Here is a 22167-nt window from a genome sequence, read left to right as displayed (position 1 = left end):
GCGCTACACCTCGACGTCGACTGCGACGGGGTGGGCGTTCCGCAGTGTCGCGTCCAGTTTGGACAAGGCCTCGTTCCAACCCTGGCCGGCGGGGGCGACCAGCTGCTCGGGGAGCCACTGACGGATCTCGAGTCGCGTCCGTCCATCGGCCTCGTCGTGGAACTCGACCCGCATCCTTGTCTCGTGCGGCTGAAGGCCGTCCGGCAGCTGCCCGGTGACGTGCGCGATGCCGTCGAGCAGTTCGCCATCGACGACGTCGGTGAGCTCGATGTGGACCTCGACTCGAAGTCCGGGTTGGGTCGGGAAGACCTCGGTCCACCGCTGGTAGCCGCCAGGGCGGACGTCGAATTCCATCTCCTCGCGGGGCAGTGAGTTGCCGATCGGCCCCCACCATGCCGCCAGGTGGTCCGGGTCGGTGAAAGCTTGGTAGACCAGCTCCCGCGGCGCGTCCACCACGCGCGAGATGACGATTGGCGGGTTGTCGCTGTCCATCAATTCTCCTTGTCGTGAGCCTTGTCCGGGGATTTCCTGTCGGGAATCGCCGGGTCGTGGGCCGTTTGGTCCGTTGCGCGACCGGCGGCCTGCACGGCCGCGAGGTGGGCGTCGAGGCGGGTGAGGGACGTGTCCCAGAGCCGCCGGTAGCGCTCGATCCACTCGGCCGCTTCGCGCAGCGGGGCGGCCTCGATGCGACTCATCCGCAGCTTCCCCGACCGGGTACGGGAGATGAGCCCCGCGCGCTCGAGCGCCTTCAGGTGCCGCGACACCGCTGGCATCGAGATCGGGAGGGGAGCGGTGAGCTCGGTGACCGTGGCGTCGCGGTCGGCCAACTCGGCGAGAATCGCCCGTCGAGTCGGGTCGGCGAGGGCCGAGAACACCGCGCTGAGTTGATCGCTGCCCGACACCAGAGCCTCCAGTCACTTAACCAACACGTTAAATGTAGTGCCGGATGAACGCGTGTCAACACGCCGGGACATCGCGGCGACCTGGAGGTCGGGGTCCAACGATGTCCGCTCGACGCGATCGACGCCGCGTGGAGCTACCGGACCGACCTGCCCGGGGGTAGTCGCCGCGTACGCGCTTGAGGGCTATCCCCAGGGCGGCAGCCAGACCTCGATGTCGGGCGCCTGCTCCCGTCGGGAGTCGAGGTAGTCGCGCAGTGCGCGCAGCGCGGGGTGCGGGTTGTCGTCGCGCCAGATGAGTGACAGGGGGTAGATGGGCGCCGGGTCGCGGACCGGGATGCGCCGCAGGTCGTAGCTGTCCGGCCAGAGGTACCGGGTGCGTTCGCCCGCGAGGGTCGCCAGCTCCGCGGAGTCGGCGATCTCGGCCAGCAGCGCCTCGTTGCCGAAGACCGGCCCGACCAGGTCGATGGTGAGGCCGAACGCGGCGGCGAGTTCGTCGTAGTAGTCGGCCCACTCGGTGCCGGGGGCCATGCCGGGCATCCAGATGCGGTGCTCGGCGAGCTGTGCGGGCGTGACGGTGCGGGCGTTGGCGAGCGCGTGGCGTGGGCCGACGAGCAGTTCGTGGTGCTCGTCGATCACCCGGGTGGTCCTGATCGCGTCCGGCAGGTGGCGCGCGGCGACGGTGACGGCGTGGAAGGTGGCGTCGACCGTCCCCGCCTCGACGGCGGCCATCGCGGCGTGCACGTCGGCGTCGAGGGTGACGACGTCCAGTTCGACGCGGGGATGCGCGCGGTGGAAATCCTGCAACAGCACCGCCGGTGCGATCCGTCGACTGTGCACGTCGACGCGCAGTGCCCGTCGGCCGGGGCGTACGGAGGCGTCGGCGCGCGCCTCGGCCCGGAGCAGTTCACGGGCATGCGGCAGGAACGTCTGACCGTCGACGGTGAGGTGGGTGCCGCGCGCGGTGCGGGTGAACAGCCGTACCCCGAGGTCCTTCTCCAGTGCGGCGATGCGCTTGGAGACGGCCTGCTGGGTGATCGACAGCGCGGTGGCGGCGTCCTGGAACTGGCCGGCGTCGGCGGCGGCGACGAAGGTGCGGACGGCGTCGAGATTCACCCGGCAACCCTACTGACACAACGTCTGGTTGTGCCGCGCCGCACATGCGGTTGTTTGATCCATGGTCACCGGGCTTGCTTTGATCGCGGCGGTCAACGGTGAGTTGTTGCAGCGGGAGGTGCGGGCTTGTCCGGGAGGCGATCTCTGGGTCGGCGGTTCGGGTGGTTGTGGGCGTCGTACGCGGTCAGCGCCTACGGCTCGGGGCTGGGGTTCGGCGCGTTGCCGTTGATCGCCGTGCTGGTGTTGCGGGCCAGCCCCGCACAGGTGTCCGTGTTGGCCGCGCTGGGGCCGGCGGTGGGCGCGCTGCTCGCGTTGCCGCTCGGTCCGTGGGTGGAGTTCCACCGCAAGCGGCAGGTGATGATCGCGATGGACCTGGCCCGGTTCGCGGTTCTGCTGACGATCCCCGTCGCGTACGCCCTCGGCCGGCTCAGCTTCGGGCAGTTGCTTGTCGTCTCGGCCGTGGTCGCCACCGCCAAGATCGCCTTCAACGCGGCCGGCGGCGCCTTCCTCAAGACCCTGGTCCGACCGGACGACCTGCTGGTGGCGAACGCGCGGTTCGAGTCGACGACCTGGAGCGCGATCGCGCTCGGGCCGCCGCTGGGCGGCGCAGCGGTGGGCCTGTTCGGGCCGGTCGTCACCATCGTGGCCGACGCGCTCGGCTATCTGCTCTCCGCGCTGGGTATCACGGCCATTCGTGGCCACGAGGAAGACCTCCGGCGCACCGGCAGAGCCGGGGTCCGGGCCGGTGAGCTGCTGGACGGCTGGCGGCACCTGCTCACCCACCCCGGCCTGCGGGCGCTCTACCTCAACCAGTTGCTGGTCGGCGGGCTGATCATGGCCACCGAGCCGCTGCTGGCGGTGCTCCTGCTCGGCGAGCTGGGTTTTCCGCCCTGGCAGTACGGCCTCGCCTTCGCCGTGCCCTGCGTCGGCGGGCTCATCGGGTCACGTCTGGCCCGTCGGGTCGTGGCGCGTCACGGCCAACACCGCATCATCCGCGTTGTGGGCACGCTGCGGGCGATCTGGCTGATCGGCCTCGCCGCCGTCCAGCCCGGCGTCGTCGGTCTCGCCACGGTGATCGCCGTCGAGTTCGCGATCATCATCAGCATGAGCCTGTACAACCCGGTGCTCGCCACCTACCGCCTGGAACAGACGCCGAGGGATCGCGTCGTCCGTACCCTCTCGGCCTGGTCGATCGGCAGCAGCGCGACCATCGCCATCCTCAGCGCGCTCGGTGGGCTGCTCGCGCAGGCCACCAGCCCCCGCACGGCGATCACGGTCGCGGGGCTGATGATCTTCGCGAGCCCGCTGCTGTTGCCCCGCCACCCGCACGCCTGTCGACCGGCACCGGAGCACTCCGCGCGGGTCTCTACGATCGCGTGATGTTCCAGCCGACCTACCCGATCCGCACCGCACGGCTCGTCCTGCGCCCGGTCACGATCGACGACCTCGACGACGTGTACGCGTATCAGCGCCGGCCCGACGTCGTGCGCTGGATGCTCGGCACCGAGCCGCGTACCCGTGAGCAGTCGCGGGTGTCGGTGCTCGCGATGGCGGGCGAGGACGCGTGGCGCGCGGAGGGTGATTGCCTGACGGTTGCCGCGGTCACCGACGCCGGGGTGATCGGGATCGTGGAGTTGGTGTGGCGCAGCCAGACCGACCGTACCGCCGAACTCGGGTTTGTCTTCCACCCCGACCACGGCGGTCGCGGATTGGCCACGGAGGCCGCCACCGCGGTGCTGGACTGGGGTTTCACCGAGGTCGGGCTGCACCGCGTCTACGGCCGGTGCCACGGTCGCAACGCCGCGTCGGCCCGGCTGATGACTCGACTCGGCATGCGGCAGGAGGCTCGCCATGTCGCAAGTTACCTGTTCAAGGGGGAGTGGGCCGACCAGCTCGTCTTCGCGATCCTGGCGAACGAGTGGCGGGCCGGGACCAGCACGTCACAGGGTGGGATGCGCCAGTAACCGGCCTCACGCCGGCTGAAGCCCTGGTCAGAGACGCCACTCGAGCACCAGTTCGTGCCGGATGGGGAGCCCGTCGTCCTCGAGCGGGATGCTGGGCTTGAGCCGCCGGGCCCTGGTCACGGCATCCCGTTCGACGCGTACCAGGTCGAATCCGCGCCGCTGATAGAAGCGCAACGCCGCCAGATTCTCATTGGTGGTCACCAACCAGAGCCGGGTAACGCGTTGACGGGTCGCCTCGGCCCGCAGCCAGTCGAGGAGGGCGCTGCCCGCACCGATCCCCGGCTCGGTGGCGGCGAGCGAGAGGATCTCCCAGGTCTGGGTGCCGTCGAGGCGGTAGGTGATCACCCCGACACGACGGCCGTCCCGCTCGGCTACGGCGGCAGCATCACCGGTGGCATCCAGGAGTTCGTCGTGCACCGCCATCATGGTGCTGCCGAACGTGTCGGCCAAGGCCTCGTTGACGAACGGCGCATCCTCGGCGACGGCATTCCGGACGGTCACGCGGGAATCCGATGTGTGCGTGTTCATGGAGTCGGCTCTCCGGGGCTCGGGGATACGGCCGAGAGCACGGTATCGCCGCACCCGCGCGTCGCGGCGGCGGTCGATCGCCGCCGCGAGACGCGGGGTGTGCCTGCTCAGGCCCGGCGCGCGAGCCACTCCCGGTAGGCGGTGGGTGCGATGACGGCGTCGTCGGAGCCGGTGAGGACGTCGCCGGACACGGCGGCGAACATGCCGGCGCCGTTGTCGGTGGTCACGGTGCGCTGGTCTCCGTGGGCGGCGAGAGTGATCCGCCCCAGCTCGTCGAGGGCGAAGACCTCGGGGCCGGCCACGTTGCGCACCCCCCGCAGCGGCGCGCCCATGCTGACCTCGGCGACGGCCTGCGCCACGTCGGCGGCGGCCATCGGCTGCACCGGCGTGCCGGGCAGGCGAACGGTGGTGTCGTCGGCCGTCCAGGACAGGATCGCGTCGACGAACTCGAAGAACTGGGTGGCGCGGACGATCGAGTACGGAACGGGTCCGGCCTTGAGGATGTCCTCCTGGAGGACCTTGGCGCGGTAGTAGTCCAGGTCGGGCACCTGGTCGACGCCGACGATGGAGAGGATCACCGCGTGGCCGACGCCCGCGCGGGCGGCGGCGGCCAGCAGGTTGTCCATGGTCGTCTGGAAGAAGGCGGGCGAGGCCTCGTCGAAGGTCGGCGAGTTGGTCAGGTTGACGACGACCTCGGCGCCGGCGAGCCCGTCGGCGAGGCCCTGCCCGGTGAGCAGGTCCACCCCGGTGGACGGCGAGAGTGGCACCGCCTCGTGCCCCGCGCCCTGCAGGATCTTGACGGCCTGCGACCCGATGAGGCCGGTCCCGCCCAGTACGGCGATCTTCATGCCCATGCACCTTTCCGTGATTGTGTGGTCGTTTGTCCGGCTGGTGAAAACGCCCGCCAAACTCGGACCTCTCTTGTCCGGGAACTATACTCGGACACAATGAGTCCGAGTAACGGGGTGACTAGGGTGACATCATGAAGATGTCCGGCGGGGTCGAGTGGGCGCTGCACTGCTGCGTGGTGCTCACCGCCAGCCACACGCCCGTTCCGGCGGCCAAGCTGGCGGAACTGCACGACGTCTCCAGCAGCTACCTCGCCAAGCAGCTCCAGTCGCTGGCCCGCGCCGGCCTGATCCACTCCGTGCAGGGCAAGTCGGGCGGCTACGTGCTGACCCGCGCACCGGAGAGCATCACCCTGCTCGACGTGGTCCGCGCCGTCGACGGTCCCGGCCCGACCTTCGTCTGCACGGAGATCCGCCAGCGCGGCCCGTTCGCGACGCCGGCCGACGCCTGCACCACGCCGTGCCCGGTCGCCCGAGCGATGTGGGCGGCCGAGGACGCGTGGCGCCAGGCGCTCGCCGCGGTCACGATCGCCGATCTCGCCCGCGACGTCGACGCCACCTCCGGCCCCGAGGCCCTGGTCGGCATCCAGGCCTGGCTGAACAGCGGAGCCGGCTGAACCACGGTCAGCCGGTGTGGCGTACCTCGGAATCCCAGATCTGCGCCCACGGACGCCGCAGCCCCCGGCACACGAAGATCGGGCCGCCGTTTTCGTCGTTGTCCACCTCGACCCGCTGGTCCACCACCCCGGCGAGCGTGCACTGCTCGAACCAGGTGTTCAGCTGGTCGGGGCGCTCCCAACCGACGGCGACGACCACGTCCGCGTCGGCGGGCGGCCGACCGAAGTCGACCATGCTGTTGTGCCCGGAGTACGCCCGGGGAAGACCACGGGCCGGCCCGTAGCGGGCCACTGCACCGGCCTCGCCGTAGTTGGCGGTCAGGACGACCGCCCGTGACCGCTCCTCGGGCGGCAGGCCACGATGGACCCTCGCGACCGAGTCGGCGAACTCCGGCCAGCCGATCGTCTCGCCGGCGTCGTAGTTGACGTCGACCACGAACCCGGGCAACCGGTCGGCCGGCAGCACCGGCAGCAGCAGCACGACGTTGGGCAGCAGGAACGGCACCACGCCCAGCGCGAGCACCCCCCGACGCCACCAGAGCGACCCACGCGACGCCCACGCCACGGTGACCAGCGCACCGGCGGCGGTGAGGACCAGCAGCAGCGGCGCGTCGTAGTAACCCTTGCCCCCGGCGACCAGCACGATGCCGACCACCACCAGCCACGCCCAGCCCACCGCCCGGTAGGCCCGCCACGCCGGTCGGCGTAGCAGCGCGACGAGGCCGGCGATCCAGATCGGTACGGCGTACGGGCTGATGATGACGAACTGGAGGGTGAACGCGTCGAGCCGACCGCTGTAGGAGCTGTCGCCGTCGGAGATGGACGCGGCGACGCCGAGCTGCGGGAAACCGTGCGAAGCCTGCCAGATCAGGTTCGGCGCGGCCAGCAGCACCGCGATCCCGGCGGCGGCGAGCACCCACCGGTCACGCAGCAGCCGGCGCGGCCCGGCGACGAGCACCCCGGCGACCAGGCCCACGGCCAGCAGGGCGGGCAGCAGCTTGCTGAGCATGCCCACACCGAGCGCCAGCCCGATGCCCAGCGCCCACCGGCTGTCACCGGTGCGCAGCAACCGCACCGCACACCAGGCCGCGGCCAACCAGACCAGCAGGTCGACGGTGGTGGTGCTGAGCAGGTGACCGCTGGCGAGCACGATGCCGGACAGCGCGGCGAGCACCGCCGCGAAAAGCTGCGCGCCCCGGCCGGCGCCCAGCTCCCGGGCGATGGCGGCGACCAGCAGCACCGCGCCGCCGGCCAGCACCGCCGACGGGGTACGCAGCACCACCAGGTTGCCCGGGGCGATCGTGTCGAGCAGCCGCCCCAGCGCCGGAACCAGCGGACCCTGATCGACGTAGCCCCAGTCGAGGTGCCGACCGGCGAGCAGGAAGTACAACTCGTCACGGTGGTAGCCGTAGCGGCCGGCGAGCAGCAGCAGCGTCACGGTGGTGGCGGCGGCCACCAGCCACGGACCACGCGTACGCGCGCCGGGCTCGGGTGGCACCGCCGGCGGCGGCGACTGGGTGGGCTGGTGCGGGCGGTCGATGTCGGTCGCGGGCTCGCTCACGGGCCCATGATGACCGGCGGCGTCGCCGCGTGGGTGCCCGTACGGCGTTCGGCACAGTCCCGAATGCGGGTGGTCGGGACGAGTGCGAAGATCAGCTTTGTCACTCGGACCGAAAGGACGATATGCGCTATCGCACTCTGGGCACCACCGGCACCGTGGTGTCCACCCTGTGTCTGGGCACGATGACCTTCGGCGCGGAGACCGACGAGGCCGGCAGCTTCGCCCAACTCGACAGGTTCGTCGAGGCGGGCGGCACGTTCATCGACACCGCTGACGTCTACTCCGCCGGCGTCTCGGAGGACATCGTCGGGCGCTGGCTGCGTAGCCGACCCGACCTGCGTGACCGCCTGGTGATCGCCACCAAGGGGCGGTTCCCGATGGGCCCGGGGGCGAACGACGCCGGCCTGTCCCGGGTGCACCTCACCCGCGCCCTGGACGCCAGCCTGCGGCGACTCGGCGTCGAGGCCGTCGACCTGTACCAGGCGCACGCCTGGGACCCGCTGACCCCGCTGCCGGAGACGCTGCGGTTCTTCGACGACGCGGTCAGCGCCGGCAAGATCCGCTACGCGGGGGTCAGCAACTTCACCGGCTGGCAGTTGCAGAAGGCCGCCCTGCTCACCCAGCACCTCAACCTCACCCCGATCGTGACCCTGCAACCGCAGTACAACCTGCTGGCCCGGGAGATCGAGTTCGAGTTGGTGCCGGTCTGCGAGAACGAGGGCATCGGCATCCTGCCGTGGTCACCGCTCGGCGGTGGTTGGCTGACCGGCAAGTACCAGCGCGACAGCACGCCCACCGGCGCGACGCGGCTCGGCGAGAACCCGCAACGCGGCGTCGAGGCGTACGCGGGTCGCAACGCCGAGGAGCGGACCTGGCGGGTGCTCGACGCGGTCCGCCAGGTCGCCGGTGACCTGGGCGTGTCCATGTCGGCCGTGGCGCTGGCCTGGTTGGCGGCCCGACCGGCGGTCACCTCGGTGATCCTGGGCGCGCGGACCACCGAGCAGCTCGACGACAACCTGACCGCCGCCGACCTGGTCCTCGACGCCGAGCAGATGCGGCTGCTGGACGAGGCGAGCGCCCCGCTGGTGGGCGACTACCCGTACGGCGGCGCGGGTGTGCGCCAGCGCGCGCGTGACCTGCCGAGCGGGTCATGACCTCGTTCCCCGAGCCCACCACCCCGGCCGGCAGCCGCACCGAGGTCTTCCTGCGCTACCTGGACTACTTCCGTGAGTCGGTGGTGGCCAAGGTGTCGGCGCTGGCCGAGCCGGAGCTGCGGCGCAGTCGGCTGCCGTCCGGGTGGACCCCACTGGAGTTGCTCACCCACCTGCGCCACGTCGAGCTGCGCTGGATCGAGTGGGGCTTCCAGGGCCGGGCGGTCGCCGAGCCGTGGGGCGACCGCCGCGACGACCGCTGGTACGTCGCCCCCGACGAGACCCGCGCGGATCTGGTAGCGGCGCTGCGGGCGCAGGGCGCGCACACCACCGCCGTGGTGACGGCACACGACCTGGCCGAGATCGGCGCGCCGGGCCCGCGCTGGAGAGGCGCGGACCCGGCGTCGCTGGAGCGGGTGCTGTTCCACCTGGTGCAGGAGTACGCCCGCCACCTGGGCCACCTCGACGTGGTCGCCGAACTCGCCGACGGCCCGACCGGCGAGTGAGACCGTCCGCTCGGCTGGTGGGGTGGGGTCCAGCGCGGGGCCCGGTGGGTACGCGACCGGGCCTGCGGTGACCCAGTCGGGCAGCGGTACCACCAGATCTCGGACAGTTTCCGTTACGCCGCCCGAACGGAAACTGTCCAAGATCTGCGCGTAGCGACTGGTTCGGACGGTGACCTAGGCTGTAGCGGTCAACGCGCGACATGATCGCCGTCATGCGGTGGCTTCAGGAGAGCGGAATCCATGAAGTTCCTTCTCACGTCGTCGGGCATCTGCAACCCGAGCATCTCCGACGCGCTCGTCGACCTGCTGGGCAAGCCGATCGCCGAGTCCACGGCCCTGTTCATCCCCACCGGTGTCTACCCCTTTCCCGGCGGAGCCGAGAGGGCGTGGAAGGCGGTCCACGGCCGGGCTTCGATCCCGTTGTCCCAGCTCGGTTGGAAATCCTTGGGGATATTGGAACTCACCGCGCTGCCGACCATTCGAGAAGAGAACTGGGTCCCGGCGGTCCGGGAGGCCGACGCCCTCCTCGTCTGGGGCGGCGATGTGCTGTACCTGACCTACTGGCTGCGCCAGTCGGGCCTGGCTGACCTTCTGCCGTCGCTGAGTGACACGGTTTATGTGGGGGTCAGCGCCGGGAGCATCGCGGTCACCCCGTACAACTGCGATGCCGAATTCGACCTTGGATTCGTCCCTGACGGCAGCGACATGGCGCAGGGCGCCGACCGGGCGCTGGGGCTCGTGGATTTCACGCTGTACCCCCACCTCGATCACCCGGACATGGAGGACGTCGCGCTGTCCGACATCCAGAAGTGGGCGTCCGGAATCCCGGTCCCGACTTACGCCATCGACGACAACACCGCCATCAAGGTGGTCGATGGCACCGTTGAGGTCATCTCCGAAGGCGACTGGAGACTGATCAACCCCTGACCAGCCGAGCCAGCACTGGACAGGGGCCGGGTCCACACCTCGCGAGCACCGCAATCGGCCGACAAGACGTGGGCCCGACAAGGGAAACCCGAACTGGCCGGCGGCCCGACAGGAGAGGAAAGCCCTCGGCTCGATAATGGGCTGATGCCGCTGCTCGTCGCACCCGCCCTGCCCGCCGGTAGCCTCGCCGCCCAGGAGCAACCCCACCTTCCGGTACGCCCCGGGCTGGCGCTGCGGCCGTGGCGTGACGACGACGCCCCGGCCGTCCGGGCTGCCTTCGACTGCCCGGTGATCCAGCGATGGCACGTGCGTCGCCTCGACAGCGACGACGAGGCACGGTCGTGGACAGCGCAGTGGGCCGGCCGTTGGCGCGACGAGAGCGCCGCCAGTTGGGCGGTCGTCGACGCCGACGACCGGCCCGTCGGTCAGGTGGGGTTGCGCGATGTGCTGCTGACCGAGGCGTCGGCGCAGGTGTCGTACTGGGTGGTGCCCGCCGCGCGCGGTCGGGGGCTCGCCACCGAGGCGCTGCTCGCCCTGACCCGGTGGGCCTTCACCCGGGGCGGGTTTCACCGGCTGGCGCTGGAGCACTCGACCGGCAACGCGGAGTCCTGCCGGGTGGCCGCGCGGGCCGGTTTCACCGAGGAGGGCGTGGCCCGCGGGTCGGTGCGGCATACCGACGGCTGGCACGACATGCACCGGCACGCACGACTGGCGACCTCGATGGAATCAGGAGCCGACCGGGACGGTGGTGGTGGTTCCGTTGGCGTCGGTGACCCGGACCTCGGTGGCGGTCGCGGGCAGGAGCGCCGCGTTACGACCGGCGTCCGTCCACTGGCCGTCGCCGACCCGGTAGCTCAGCGCCGACCCCTCGGCGACGACGACGACGCCCTGGTCGTCCGGCAGCCGTAGCCGCACCGGCAGCGGCGCCGACCAGTCCGCGGTCGTGCTGGCCACCGCCTCGAAGGGGAGCTGCGGACCCGCGAGCAACGCGATGACGTGGGAAGGATCGTCGTCGTACTGGACGGTTTCCATGAGGAGCCGCCGGCCGTCGGGGGTTGCCCCGTAGACCCACAACAGTGGAGAGCCGTTGTGCGTGTGCGCTCCGACAGGGTCGAGGTATTCGGCGAGGGCTTTGGTTGGCGCGATCACGTCCTCGGCAACCGGGTCGATGCCCCAGACCTGCTCCGCGCCGGGCAACGTGTAGCGAACCAGCGGCGGTCCCGGCCGATCCTTGTGGTCGGGGAAGTAGATCTCGCTCGTGCCGTCGATGTGAATCATGTTCTCCCGTTCGACGGGGGTCCGGGAGAGCGCGACGGTGAGCTTCGTACGCTGTGGCGGCACCGACAACACCGCCGCGCCGTCTCGGAACACCACCGGCTCGAACGTCCGCTCGACCTTGCCACCGGGCGCGTACCGCAGTTGGGGGGAGAACTCCACCGGTTGCCCGAAGTCGAGCACAAGGAGCACGTCGCGCTGCGGTCCGAGCAGTGCCGCCTGCTCAAGGCCATCTGTTTCGGTATCGGTGACCTGCGTCAGGGTGCTGACGCGCGGCCCGTCGACGGTGGGCTTGACGAACCCCACCGTCATACCGTGCACGGTGGCGTGGGCGACGTAGGCGGCCGGGCCGGCAGGCGTATCTCCTGCCCACACGATGTTCGGCTCGCCGCGCGGCGGATCATCCGACTGCGCGATCTGGCGCTGCCACACCGCGCGGACCTGTCGCAGGTACCCGTCGTCGGTGGCGAGATCACCGCGAGTGGGCTCGTCGAGCAGTGGTGAAGCGATCGGTGCGTCTCCGGCGTTGCCGGGCAGGTCGAGGACGCCTGCCACGGGCACGGCCACCACGGCCGCACAGACCGCCGCCAACACGGCCCGCCGGCGCACCACCCGACGCCGCCCACCCCGTCGCACCTCAGCGAGCAGACCCGGCGGGCTGACCAGGTCATCCGTCGCGCGATGCAGGATGCCGCGCACGTCACTGTCGTTCATGGTCATCGCGAACTCCCGGTTCCGGTGATGGGCATGACGAGACTCGATTCGGCAAGCGCCCCGCGCAGCCGAGCCAACCCGCGCGAGGCGTGACTCTTCACCGCACCTTCGGAGCAGCCCATCGCCGCCGCAACGTCGACGACCGGCAGGTCTTCCAGGTAGCGGAGCACGACAGCGGCCCGCTGCCGAGCGGGCAAGGCCCGCAGCGCCCCGACGACCAGCTCGCGAACCGCCACGGTGTCGGCGTGGTCCCGGGCGACTCCGTCGTGGTCGCCCAGCGACTGCTCCGGACGCCGGGCACGCCACCGCCACCGGTTGATCGACCGATTGACCAGCGCACGCCGCGCGTACGCCTCCGGGCTGCTCTGCACCCGACGCCAGCGCACGTACAGCTGCTCCAGCACCTCCTGAAGCAGGTCCTCGGCAGCGTGCCGGTCCCCGGTCAGCAGGAAGGCAACCCGCAACAGCACCGCCGACCGTGTGCGAACGAAGTCGTCGAACTCCGCCCCGCGCGAATCCCTCATCTGACCTCCCGGCCTCGTCAACCAGCAAGACACCACGTCGGCTCGCGAGGTTTACCGGTCCGGCTACTTCCCCCTCGGCGGGTCGGACCTGGTGGAGGCCGGGGCCGGGAATCCGGGTGGCGCAGCTGGTGGACGGCCAGCGGCTGTCAGTAGGGGCAGGTGCGCCCGTCGCGCACCATCTGCGCGTACTCGAGGCCGGTGATGCGCAACCGGTCGGTCCTGGTGCCGTCCTTGGCCCGACAGCTGTTGAACGAACTGAGGTAGATCCAGGTGTAGGCCGAGTCGTCCGCGCGCCCGGTCACCTCGAACGGCTTGTCGCCGGGTGCCGATATCACCGTCGTCTGGCGTCGTCCCTCGGCGAGGTAGTCCAACTCCAGTCGCCATCGGCAGTGCTGCTTCGCGCTGAGCGCCCGTACCTGAATGACGTTCTTCTCACCCTTGGGCAAGGTGATCTTGTGGGTGGCGAAGAACGGGGCACCGGCTTCCTCGCTGTCCGGGTCCTCGACGAGCATCCGGGGATTCGGCCGGTCCACGTGTGTCACGAGGACGATCTTCTTGGAGTCGCCCTGTGATTCGTTGGGCTCCTGGATCCCGGTGAGCGGGGGGCGACAGGGCTCGACGAGGACGGGCCGGAGGTCGACCGCCTCGGCGGCCTCGTCCCGGGTGCCGACGAGGGTGATCTCCCAGGTGCTCCGTTCGATGTCGACCGCGCCGGCCTCGACGGCCGGATCCTTCGGCCGCGCGGCGTCCAGGCGCGCCAGGTCAGCGCCGGCGGGGTAGACGTAGTCGAGCGCACCCTCCTGCGGGTAGGGGACGTGCGTCACGTCGAGGACGACGACCGGCCCCCGGCCGGCCAGCTGCTCGGCCAACTCGTTCGCGGGCTTCCACTGGTTGATCATGCCGAGAACGACGGCGCCGAGCCAGGTGGCGACGGCACCGACCACGATCGTCAGCAGCCAGGTGACGGGACGTTTCCACCAGGCGACGGTTGCCGGCGCGGGCGACGACACCGGGGCCGGCGCGGGGCCCTTCCGGCGACGCGGGCGCTTGTTACGTGGACTCATGAACCGGCGTCTCCTGCATATCGATAGACGTGTCGGTGGACGTGTTCGTGTCGAGGAGCCGGCGGGCCAGCAGCACGGGTAGCGCGACGAGCCAACCCCAGGCCGCGCCGAAGCGCAGCGAGGAGGTCAATTGCCGGCCCAGGGACTCCCAGGGCGCGCAGCCGGTCGGGGAGTTCGAGATGGCGCAGTCGACGAGGACGTCGGACGTCGCGGTCAGCCCGGCCGCCGCGATCGTGGCGCCCCAACAGACGACGAGGAGCCCGAGACGGTGCCCGGAGTTCGACAGGCCGGCGAGCAGCGCCCACAGCAGGAGCCACAGCAGCGCCAGCAGGGCGAGGGCGAGCACCGACCTGTGCACCCAGACGTCCATCGACAGGGGGTTCGGCTCGGTCTCGTGAGTCAGTCGGTATCCCACGTCATCGCGTACGCGTGGCGGCGGCGACAGGGCGGGGCGGTACAGGAACTCCCTGAGCAGTCCCAGGAAACCTCTCCCGGCGTAGCTCTCCCACACCGCCTGGGTGCCGTTGACCAGCAGCAGCACCAGCACCGGGAGGACACCGGCCAGGGCAAGGTTCGCGCTGCGTCCGCGCACGTCGCCGATCAGCGGAACGCGGGGCTCGGTATCGTCGGCCGCCTCCTGGGCCTCGTTCTCACCGTCGTCGGTGCCCTTGGTCAGCCGGCCGAGCAGCAGGATCGCCAGGCTGGTGCCACCTACCAGCGAGGCGTTCGCGCCTGCCAGCAGGCAGCCGAGAAAGAGGGCGTCGGACGTCCAGGCCGTCAGCGTCAGGTGCGCGCTGGCCAGGAGCGTGGAGTGGTCCAGTGCCACGTCGGCGTACCAGCCGGTGGGGGCGGTGTGGACGCGGACGACGAAGGTGGCCCACCAGAGCAGATCCCCGATCGCCGTGGCGGTGAGGGCGGCGGCCGCGCCGGTCACCGCTGCGGTGAACGGGTGCGTCCGCCGGGTGACCAGGCCGCAGGCCAGGTACGTCGACACCCCGATCAGCAGGACCACGACCCAACGGATCAGCGGCGTCACCGCGTCCATCATGGGGGCGGCCGTGGGGTCGAGGGGGGCGAAGAAGACCACCCCCTTCGCGACGAGGGTCCGAAAGTCAACGGCGGTCCGGGTCACGGTGAACGGCTCCGACATGGAGTTCACCTGGGCGGTGACGCCCGCGTACATCAGCATGGCGCCCACCGCGGCGAGCACGGCGACGACGATCCTGAATGGTCGGCTCATCGGGCCGGCCTCATCCCGGGGCGGGTCGTCACGCCGTCAGTCTCCCGCATCGTGCTGCTCGGTAGGAGCCGCATGGCAGTGGGTGGACGACGTATCAGCGGGCTTCCGCCCAGCCGACGAAACGCGGGGTCAGATCGGGCAGCGCGACGCCCGGGTTGAGCTTGGTGAGATCAGCGGCGGCTTCCTCCTGGACCTTGGCCAGGTGGATCAACAGGCCCGGCCGGTCCTCGCGGTACTCGCCGAGCAGGCGCAGCTTCGCGGCCGAGCACGGCCACAGGATGCCGCAGACCGGGCAGCGCCACGACGGCCGCAACGGGGAGTGCTTCGGACGCTCGGGCATCAGCCCACCCCCACGGTTGCGCAACGGGACTGGCGGGCCTCGACCTGCACCCCGGCGCGCATCACGAACAACTCGCGCCGGGCGACCGCTACGCCCCTCCTGCCCAGCTCGTACGCGTCGAGCCAGAGCCAACCGTCGTAGGTGTACCGGTCGGGCAGCTCGCGGATGACCCGGACGACGATCGGTTTGCGGAATTGCACGCTCGCGGCGGTGGTCAGGAGGACCACGTCCCCGGCCCGGAGAGCGCCCGGTACCTCGTTCTGCACAGCTTCCTCCTCGTTGCGGTGGCGTCCACACCGCACTTTGCCGGGGGTTGCTGGACAAACACACAGCGTTAACTAATCTCTTCAGGGCAGCGGATTTGTTCCACGGGAGGGACGGCATGAACCACGCCTTTGTCGCGGCGCTGGCCGCGGCGGGTCACACCGCCGAGAGCCTCGCAGGTCAGCTCGGCGTGCACCCGAAGACCGTCGCCAGGTGGGCAAACCCGGGGCACATTCCCCAGAGTCGACACCGGGCGACGGTGGCAGGGCTGCTGGCGAAGGACGCCGACGCGCTGTGGCCGGACGTGGTTCGTCGTCGTGAGCCGGTGTGGTTCCGGCCGTGGGTCGACCTCGAACGCGAGGCCGTGACCTTGCGGTCGTTCCAACTCGCGTGGGTGCCCGGCCTGCTGCAGACCGAGGCGTACGCGCGGGCGACCCTGGCCGGTGGGGTGCTGACACCGGAGGCGGTCGCCGAGTTCGCCGAGGCGCGGATCAACCGGCAGGCGATTCTCGGCCGGGGCGGCGGACCACTGCTGATCGCTGTGCTGGACGAGGGGGTGCTGAGGCGGCGCGTCGGCGACGACCGGGCGTTGATGGCGGTGCAACTCGCGCGGCTGCTCGGGCACGCCGAGGCGGGCACCGTGCAGCTGCACATCGTCCCGGCGGACGCGCCCAGCTACCCCGGGCTCGACGGACCGTTCACCATCGCCGACATGCCGGACGGGTCACGGGTCGCGCACGTCGACAGCGCGGCGCAGGCGCAGATCCTCGATCAAACGTCGGATCTTGTTAGCCTGGAGCGGCGGTGGGAGCGTATTCGCGGCGAGGCCCTGCCCCGAGGGCGTTCGGTGGACCTTCTCAGAGAAGCGGCAGCAGCATGGACATGACCGGTGCGCGGTGGCGGAAAAGCACGAAGAGCGGCGGCAACGGTGGCGACTGTGTCGAGGTTGCCGACAACCTTCCGGGCGTGGTCCTGGTCCGTGACACGAAGGACCGTGACGGCGGCACGCTGACCTTCAGCCCGCAGTCATGGCGTGGCTTTGTCGCCATGGCCCGCGACGCCGGCTGACCGACCACATCGCACAGAGGCTCCCGGCGCTGGTCGGGGGCCTCTGCCGTGGGCGGGCCCGGCCGTCGGCCGCCGCACACCGACGACGATCCGATCAACGGATGGCGGCGGCGGGTTCGGCCGGTTGCGGTTGCGGGGTCGCCGGCCAGGTGAGCCGGCGTACGCCGGGGACGAGGGCGGTGCCCGCGCAGGAGGCGAGGACCAGCAGGCCCGCGACGGCCAGTGGGACGGGTGCGCCGAACGCGTCGGCGGCCAACGGCGCCAGCGCGTAGCCCAGCGGCATGGCGCCCAGCGACACCAGCCAGTCGTACGAGGTGACCCGGGCCAGGACCTCCGGCGGGAAGTGGTGCTGCACGACGGTCTCCCACACCGGGTTGAGGTAGCCGAGGGCGGTCAGCGCCACCGCGTACGCCGCGATCACCGCCGGCGCGGGCGCGGCGACGGCGAGCAGGAACAGCGGCGCGGCGTAGCAGGCCAGGCCGAGGTTGGCCAGCAACACCGGCCGGTGCAGCCGAACCCGCCCGGCCAGCAGCGATCCGGTGAGCATGCCGATCGCGCCGGCCTGCAACAGCAGCACCCAGGTTGCCTCGCCGCCCAGACGGTCGATGGCGACGGCCGGCCCGAGGGTCATCAGCACGGCGGCGGCGCCGTTCCACACGCCGTGGCCGAGCAGGCTGGTCCAGAACCAGTCGCGGGCGCGTACCTCGCCGAGGCCGTGCCGCAGGTCGGCGAGGACGGAACGGCGAGGCACCGGCACATGGCGGACCCGCACCAACGCGAGCAGCGCGGCGCTGAGCGCGAACGACGCACCGTCCAGGATGAACGCCCAGCCGGGGCCGGCGGCCCAGATCAGCGCGCCGGCCAGCGCCGGCCCGGCGAGGCGGCTGGTGTTGGCGGTGACCCCCATCAGGGCGTTGGCCCGCTGTCGCTCGGCCGGTTCGACGGTGCCGGCGACCAGCGGCGACGCGGTCGGAATGGCGAACGCCGACGCGACGCCGCCCAGCGCGGACGCCACCACCACGGTGGTCAGTGACGGGTGGCCGCCGAGCAGTTCCACGCCGACCGCGACCTGGGTGGCACAGCGGACCACATCGGCCAGCAGGGCGACCCGGCGGGCGTCGAACCGGTCGGCCACCACCCCACCGAACGGCAGCAGGAGCAGCCGGGGGACGACCGCCGCGGCGAGGACCACGGCCAGCGCGCCGGTGGAGCCGGTGGCCCGCAGGACGGCCAGCGCCAGCGCGGCGGGCACCACCGCGTCGCCGAGGGCGGAGATGGTGCGACCCAGGAACAGCAGCCGGAAGGAGTGGTTGCGCAGCGGGTGAGCCATGACCCCAACATACTTCGACATCGAATATTTCGGCAATGAATATTTCGGTGCTGAGGTAAGCTGGCGCGGTGACCACCACCCCGGACGCCGTCGACCGGCACATCGAGCGGTGGCTGCCCGTGGTGCCCGACCTCGACGCGGACGTCGAGGGGGCGGTGACCAGGATGATCCGACTCACCCGGCACCTGCGGGCGGTCAAGGAGCGGGTCCTTGTCGACCTCGACCTGCCGGCCCACGAGTACGACACCCTGCACGCCCTGGCCGGCCGCGGTGGCCGGACGGCACCCTCGGACCTCGCCGCGGACCTCACGATGGCCCCCGCCTCGATCACCGCGCGGGTGGACGCGCTGCTGCGGCGGGGGTTCGTACGCCGGATTCCGTCGACAGTCGACCGTCGCCGCGTCGACGTGGAACTCACCGAGGCGGGTCAGGCCGCGTGGCGCGGGGCGATGGAGGTCCAGGGCGCCGAGGAGCACCGCCTGCTCGGCGCGCTCACCGCGACCGAACGGCGACACCTCTCCGACCTGCTGCGCCGGGTGCTGCTCGTCGCCGAGCAGCCGCAGAGCACCCCGGCGACCGACTGAGGTTGAGCGCGTCGTCGACGAGTGCCGTCGTCGTCGCCACCGGGTGCGCGAACCCGGGCGACCGGGTAATGCCGTTGACCGGGCGGTGATGATCGGCAGGTGACCACGACCATCCGGCCCATCTGGACGACCACCCCCAGCCGACCCGACCATCCCGACGCGGTGCTGCTGCTGCGCGAGTTCATGAGCGAGATGGTGGTCCGCTATCACCGTCGCCCGGCCCTGCCCGGCGAGGTCGACGCGGCCCTGGCCGAGATGCCCAGCGACGACCTGACCGCGCCGACCGGGCTGCTCCTGCTCGCTCACCACGGGCCCGACCTGGCCGGCTGCGCCGGACTGCGCTGGCAATCGGGCTGGGCCGAGCTGACCCGGGTGTTCGTCCGCCCCGAGCGTCGCGGTGCCGGTGGGGGTGCGGTGCTGCTGGCCGCCGTCGAGGAGCGGGCCCGCGCGGCCGGGGCGGACCGGATCCGGCTCGACACCCGGGACGACCTGGTCGAGGCCCGCGCCCTGTACGCCCGGCACGGCTACGCCGAGATCCCGGCGTACTCGCAGGGCCCCTACGCCGACCACTGGTTTGAGAAGCGGCTGCCCTGAGCGGTTGACGCCGGCGCGCGGACGCGCTAAATAAGAAGAGGAAGTTGAGTCACCCCGGCTCAACTCATCACCTTCGGCCAGGAGAACCGAGGAGGCATGACGATGTTGATGCGTACCGACCCGTTCCGCGAGATCGACCGGCTCGCCGAGCAGTTCTTCGGTACGGCGGCCCGTCCCGCGACGATGCACCTGGACGCCTACCGCGACGGCGACCACTTCTACGCCGCGTTCGACCTGCCCGGCGTCGATCCGGACAGCATCGACTGCACCGTCGAGCGCAACGTGCTCACCGTCCGCGCCGAGCGTCGCCGGCCCGCCGGCGACGGCGTCGAACTGGTCGCCGCCGAACGCCCGATGGGCACCTTCACGCGGCGGCTGTTCCTCGGCGACACGCTGGACACCGACAAGCTGGAGGCCGGCTACGAGAACGGGGTGCTGACGCTGCGCATCCCGGTCGCCGAGCGCGCCAAGCCCCGCCGGGTGACCATCCACTCCAACGGCGCCCGCCGGGAGATCAACGCCTGATCCGCCACCGCGACGGGTGGGACCGGCGCGCCTGCACGCCGATCCCACCCGAGGCTGAGAACCTTTTTCACATGGTGTTCTCCGACGCTCCGGTGCTCGCCCGCCCACCCGCGCCGCCGGCGCTGCCGAGCGGGCCGGTCGAGGTCACCGAGGCGTGGCTGCGCAACCGGCGGCTGTCCGAGCACACCCGCGACGCCTACCGGCGCGACGTCACCGGCTGGCTGCGCTGGTGCGCCGGCCGCGACCTGGACCCGCTTCGGGCCACGTTCCTGCACGTCAACGAGTACGCCCGCGCGCTGGAGAGCAGCGTCGGCGCCCGCAGCGGCCGCCCACTGACCCCGGCGACCGTCGCGCGCCGACTCTCGGCGCTGTCCAGTTGGTACGACTTCCTCGTCAAACTGGGCGCTGTGCCGGCCAACCCGGTCTCCGGCGCCGACCGCCCCCGCGTCGACCGGGACCACTCCGCCACCGTCGGGCTCACCCCCGAGGAGGTGGACGCCCTGCTCAGCGCCGCCGACGCGGACACCGGCGCGACCGCCGTACGCAACCGCGCGGCGCTCGCGCTGCTCGCCGATCTGGGTCTGCGGGTCGGGGAGCTGATCTCGCTGGACCTGACCGACCTCGGCACCGAACGCGGCCACCGCAGCGTGCGCTTCGTCGGCAAGGGCGGCAAACAACGTCGCCGCGCCCTCACCCCCGGCACCGGGCACGCCCTGGACGCCTACCTGGCCCAGCGGGCCGCCACCACCGGGGTGCCGGTGCCGCAGCTCACCGGCCCGCTGCTGGTCACCGCCAGCGGCGCCCGGCTGGACCGGCACTCGGTGTTCCGGATGGTCCGTCGGCTCGCCCGCGCCGCCGGCATCCCGGCCTGGGCGAAGCTGTCCCCGCACTCGCTGCGGCACGCCTTCGCCACCACGGCCCGCTCGGAGGGCGTGCCGTTGGAGGACGTGCAGGACGCCATGGGGCACGCCGACCCGCGCACCACCCGCCGCTACGACCGGGACCGGCACAATCTCGACCGCGACCCGGCCTACGCGGTGTGGGCGGCCCGGTCGCGTCGTCGCGGCTGAGCCGCCCGGGCGGCGCTGCCGCGGCTGACGCCCCCGGGCGGCGTCAGCCCTGCGGGCGCGGGCAGATGCAGAACGGCTGCCCGATCGGGTCGAGAAGCACCACCCACCGTTCACCACCGGGCTGGAAGGCCGGCTTCGACGCGCCCGCGGCGACGAACTTCTCCTCCGCCGCAGCCAGGTCGTCGACGTAGAGATCCAGGTGGTAACGCTTGTCGCCGCTCTGGTCCGGCCAGGAGGGCGGTCGGTAGCCCTCGACCAGGCCGAAGCCGATGGAGACACCACCGGAGCTGATCATCGCGTACTCGGGTTGGCTGTGGGTGACCTCCCAGCCGAGCGCCTCGTGGTAGAACGCGGCGTGGCCGGCGGGGTCGGAACTGTCCAGGTTGACCATCGCAAGGTCGGCAGAAGCTGTCACGCCGGCAGTATGCCGCCGAGGCCCGACAACTCCGGCCCGCGACACTCGCCCCGAGTGGAGGTCAGGGGCCGTCGAGGGGCCAGAACGTCACGCGGGCCGTGCCGTCGCGGCAGATCAGCCCGGCACCGACCCGTCGGCAGTCGGTCAGACCCGCCGGCAGTACCGCGGACACCCGAGGACCGTGGCGTCCCACCGTCGCCACCAGGGAGCGCTTGCCGTCCGCCGCCATCCCCAGCACCACCAGGGGTTCCGTGGCGACCCGTGGGCCCGCCACCGTGCGCCAGCGCGCCCCGGCCGGCCACGTCCACACCCGCGCCCCGGTGCCCGCGTCGATCGCCCAGCGTCCCTGCTCGTCCTGCCCGCAGATCAGGCCCTGGCAGGGCCGCAGCGTCAACTCACCCGGCTGCGCCGGCACCTGCCAGCGCGGTGCCAGCCCGGGCAGGTCGTACCCGGTCAGCGCCACCGCGCCGCCGCTCGGGTGGCGCAGCACCAGGTGCGCGCCGACGACCTGGGGGTTGTCCGGGCCGTAGTCGGCCGGCGGGAGCTGTCCCCGCCCGCGCTCGGTGCCGTCGCGGCCGTCGAGCAGCCGGGCCAGCCCGTCGTCCTGCACCAGCAGCACCCGCCCCGGCAGGCCGGGCAGCGCCCGCAGCACCGCCGTGGAGGGCAGCGGAACCGACCACCGGGTCGCGCCGGTGGCCGGGTCGACGCCGTGCACCATGCCCTCCACCCGCCGTCCCGGTTCGGAGGCGCTACGCACCTCGCTCACCGCGACCGCCGCGTTCCCGGCCGCGTACACCCGCTCGGGTCGCCGCCACACCGGCTGGCCGGTCCGCATCGACCGCGCGGTGGTCACCCGCGCCCCGCGCGCCTGGTCACGCTCGACCAACAACAACAGGTCACCGGCGACCTCGGCGGACCAGCCGGAGGCGGGCGCCACCGTCACCCGCCACCGCGGCGGGCCGTCCGGCGCGGCCACGTCATAGGCGGTCAGCGTCGGCGGGCTCGGGTCAGGGTCGACGACCAGCAGCAGCGGCCCCACGCCG

27 protein-coding genes are annotated in these 22167 nt (G+C 71.7%); 13 read left to right on the top strand and 14 right to left on the bottom strand.

Annotation, left to right across the window (positions count from 1 at the left end):
- Positions 1–3: 3 nt before the first annotated feature.
- The 3 genes from PSH25_RS06590 to PSH25_RS06580 form a co-directional block, all read right to left on the bottom strand.
- The gene (locus PSH25_RS06590) at positions 4–492 is read right to left on the bottom strand and encodes an SRPBCC family protein (RefSeq protein ID WP_238658134.1); all 489 of its coding nucleotides are present in this window, start codon (positions 490–492) and stop codon (positions 4–6) included.
- The gene (locus PSH25_RS06585) at positions 492–902 is read right to left on the bottom strand and encodes an ArsR/SmtB family transcription factor (RefSeq protein ID WP_238658133.1); all 411 of its coding nucleotides are present in this window, start codon (positions 900–902) and stop codon (positions 492–494) included. The genes PSH25_RS06590 and PSH25_RS06585 overlap by 1 nt, the downstream gene beginning before the upstream one ends.
- Before the next feature lie 183 nt (positions 903–1085).
- Positions 1086–2015 carry a LysR family transcriptional regulator gene (locus tag PSH25_RS06580; RefSeq protein WP_238658132.1) on the bottom strand — a complete coding sequence of 310 codons (930 nt, stop codon included), beginning with the start codon at positions 2013–2015 and terminating at the stop codon, positions 1086–1088.
- 126 nt (positions 2016–2141) lie between these two features.
- On the opposite strand from PSH25_RS06580, the gene PSH25_RS06575 reads away from it, so the two are divergent.
- Both PSH25_RS06575 and PSH25_RS06570 read left to right on the top strand, forming a co-directional pair.
- Entirely contained in the window at positions 2142–3395 is a 1254-nt protein-coding gene (locus PSH25_RS06575) for an MFS transporter (protein WP_238658131.1), read from the top strand.
- A complete protein-coding gene (locus tag PSH25_RS06570) occupies positions 3395–3979 on the top strand; it encodes a GNAT family N-acetyltransferase (RefSeq protein WP_238658130.1) in 585 nt (194 codons plus the stop codon). The genes PSH25_RS06575 and PSH25_RS06570 overlap by 1 nt, the downstream gene beginning before the upstream one ends.
- A 27-nt stretch (positions 3980–4006) precedes the next feature.
- Here the strand turns inward: PSH25_RS06570 and PSH25_RS33900 are convergent, their stop codons facing one another.
- Complete coding sequence (locus tag PSH25_RS33900; protein ID WP_238658129.1) at positions 4007–4636, bottom strand: GNAT family N-acetyltransferase; 630 nt, start codon at positions 4634–4636, stop codon at positions 4007–4009.
- The gene (locus PSH25_RS06560) at positions 4615–5355 is read right to left on the bottom strand and encodes an SDR family oxidoreductase (RefSeq protein ID WP_238658128.1); all 741 of its coding nucleotides are present in this window, start codon (positions 5353–5355) and stop codon (positions 4615–4617) included. The genes PSH25_RS33900 and PSH25_RS06560 overlap by 22 nt, the downstream gene beginning before the upstream one ends.
- Before the next feature lie 134 nt (positions 5356–5489).
- Here PSH25_RS06560 and PSH25_RS06555 point away from each other — a divergent pair, with 134 nt between their 5' ends.
- Entirely contained in the window at positions 5490–5972 is a 483-nt protein-coding gene (locus PSH25_RS06555; RefSeq protein WP_238658127.1) for an RrF2 family transcriptional regulator, read from the top strand.
- Between the two features lie 7 nt (positions 5973–5979).
- Here the strand turns inward: PSH25_RS06555 and PSH25_RS06550 are convergent, their stop codons facing one another.
- Positions 5980–7533, bottom strand: coding sequence for an ArnT family glycosyltransferase (locus PSH25_RS06550; protein ID WP_238658126.1), 1554 nt, complete (start codon positions 7531–7533; stop codon positions 5980–5982).
- A 122-nt stretch (positions 7534–7655) separates the two neighbouring features.
- On the opposite strand from PSH25_RS06550, the gene PSH25_RS06545 reads away from it, so the two are divergent.
- From PSH25_RS06545 to PSH25_RS06530, 4 genes are all read left to right on the top strand, one after another.
- A complete protein-coding gene (locus tag PSH25_RS06545; protein ID WP_238658125.1) occupies positions 7656–8687 on the top strand; it encodes an aldo/keto reductase in 1032 nt (343 codons plus the stop codon).
- A complete protein-coding gene (locus tag PSH25_RS06540) occupies positions 8684–9190 on the top strand; it encodes a DinB family protein (protein ID WP_238658124.1) in 507 nt (168 codons plus the stop codon). The genes PSH25_RS06545 and PSH25_RS06540 overlap by 4 nt, the downstream gene beginning before the upstream one ends.
- Positions 9191–9430: 240 nt before the next feature.
- Positions 9431–10117, top strand: coding sequence for a Type 1 glutamine amidotransferase-like domain-containing protein (locus tag PSH25_RS06535; protein ID WP_238658123.1), 687 nt, complete (start codon positions 9431–9433; stop codon positions 10115–10117).
- Positions 10118–10261: 144 nt separating this feature from the next.
- Positions 10262–11026: a GNAT family N-acetyltransferase gene (locus tag PSH25_RS06530; RefSeq protein ID WP_308193631.1), complete on the top strand. Its 765-nt coding sequence runs from the start codon at positions 10262–10264 to the stop codon at positions 11024–11026.
- A 1082-nt stretch (positions 11027–12108) separates the two neighbouring features.
- Here PSH25_RS06530 and PSH25_RS06520 read toward each other — a convergent pair.
- From PSH25_RS06520 to PSH25_RS06500, 5 genes are all read right to left on the bottom strand, one after another.
- Entirely contained in the window at positions 12109–12630 is a 522-nt protein-coding gene (locus tag PSH25_RS06520) for a SigE family RNA polymerase sigma factor (RefSeq protein WP_238658121.1), read from the bottom strand.
- 146 nt (positions 12631–12776) lie between these two features.
- Positions 12777–13694, bottom strand: a complete 918-nt coding sequence (locus tag PSH25_RS06515; RefSeq protein WP_238658120.1) for a hypothetical protein — start codon at positions 13692–13694, stop codon at positions 12777–12779.
- Positions 13681–14934, bottom strand: a complete 1254-nt coding sequence (locus tag PSH25_RS06510; RefSeq protein ID WP_238658119.1) for a hypothetical protein — start codon at positions 14932–14934, stop codon at positions 13681–13683. The genes PSH25_RS06515 and PSH25_RS06510 overlap by 14 nt, the downstream gene beginning before the upstream one ends.
- A gap of 94 nt (positions 14935–15028) precedes the next feature.
- Positions 15029–15274, bottom strand: a complete 246-nt coding sequence (locus PSH25_RS06505; RefSeq protein ID WP_238658118.1) for a flavin reductase — start codon at positions 15272–15274, stop codon at positions 15029–15031.
- On the bottom strand, positions 15274–15540 hold the full coding sequence (locus PSH25_RS06500) for a hypothetical protein (protein WP_238658117.1): 267 nt from the start codon (positions 15538–15540) through the stop codon (positions 15274–15276). Before PSH25_RS06500 ends, PSH25_RS06505 begins: the two co-directional genes overlap by 1 nt.
- A 116-nt stretch (positions 15541–15656) precedes the next feature.
- Here PSH25_RS06500 and PSH25_RS06495 point away from each other — a divergent pair, with 116 nt between their 5' ends.
- The gene (locus tag PSH25_RS06495; protein ID WP_238658116.1) at positions 15657–16424 is read left to right on the top strand and encodes a DUF5753 domain-containing protein; all 768 of its coding nucleotides are present in this window, start codon (positions 15657–15659) and stop codon (positions 16422–16424) included.
- A complete protein-coding gene (locus tag PSH25_RS06490) occupies positions 16415–16606 on the top strand; it encodes a DUF397 domain-containing protein (RefSeq protein ID WP_112679871.1) in 192 nt (63 codons plus the stop codon). Before PSH25_RS06495 ends, PSH25_RS06490 begins: the two co-directional genes overlap by 10 nt.
- A 94-nt stretch (positions 16607–16700) precedes the next feature.
- On the opposite strand, the gene PSH25_RS06485 is transcribed toward PSH25_RS06490, so the two are convergent.
- The gene (locus PSH25_RS06485; protein ID WP_238658115.1) at positions 16701–17936 is read right to left on the bottom strand and encodes an MFS transporter; all 1236 of its coding nucleotides are present in this window, start codon (positions 17934–17936) and stop codon (positions 16701–16703) included.
- A gap of 68 nt (positions 17937–18004) precedes the next feature.
- Here PSH25_RS06485 and PSH25_RS06480 point away from each other — a divergent pair, with 68 nt between their 5' ends.
- The 4 genes from PSH25_RS06480 to PSH25_RS06465 all read left to right on the top strand — a co-directional run bounded on the left by PSH25_RS06480 (position 18005) and on the right by PSH25_RS06465 (position 20709).
- On the top strand, positions 18005–18520 hold the full coding sequence (locus PSH25_RS06480) for a MarR family winged helix-turn-helix transcriptional regulator (protein WP_238658114.1): 516 nt from the start codon (positions 18005–18007) through the stop codon (positions 18518–18520).
- Positions 18521–18619: 99 nt separating this feature from the next.
- The gene (locus PSH25_RS06475) at positions 18620–19114 is read left to right on the top strand and encodes a GNAT family N-acetyltransferase (protein WP_238658113.1); all 495 of its coding nucleotides are present in this window, start codon (positions 18620–18622) and stop codon (positions 19112–19114) included.
- A gap of 102 nt (positions 19115–19216) precedes the next feature.
- Positions 19217–19639: an Hsp20/alpha crystallin family protein gene (locus PSH25_RS06470; RefSeq protein WP_238658154.1), complete on the top strand. Its 423-nt coding sequence runs from the start codon at positions 19217–19219 to the stop codon at positions 19637–19639.
- Between the two features lie 71 nt (positions 19640–19710).
- Entirely contained in the window at positions 19711–20709 is a 999-nt protein-coding gene (locus PSH25_RS06465; protein ID WP_238658112.1) for a tyrosine-type recombinase/integrase, read from the top strand.
- Between the two features lie 43 nt (positions 20710–20752).
- Here PSH25_RS06465 and PSH25_RS06460 read toward each other — a convergent pair whose 3' ends face one another.
- Positions 20753–21124: a VOC family protein gene (locus tag PSH25_RS06460; RefSeq protein ID WP_238658111.1), complete on the bottom strand. Its 372-nt coding sequence runs from the start codon at positions 21122–21124 to the stop codon at positions 20753–20755.
- A gap of 61 nt (positions 21125–21185) precedes the next feature.
- Positions 21186–22167 (bottom strand): outer membrane protein assembly factor BamB family protein (locus tag PSH25_RS06455; RefSeq protein WP_238658110.1); only part of this gene is annotated, 982 nt, incomplete at its 5' end.

This window comes from Micromonospora foliorum, from assembly GCF_022229015.1.
Taxonomy (GTDB): Bacteria; Actinomycetota; Actinomycetes; order Mycobacteriales; family Micromonosporaceae; genus Micromonospora; species Micromonospora foliorum.
This window is presented reverse-complemented; position numbering and strand designations above follow the sequence as displayed.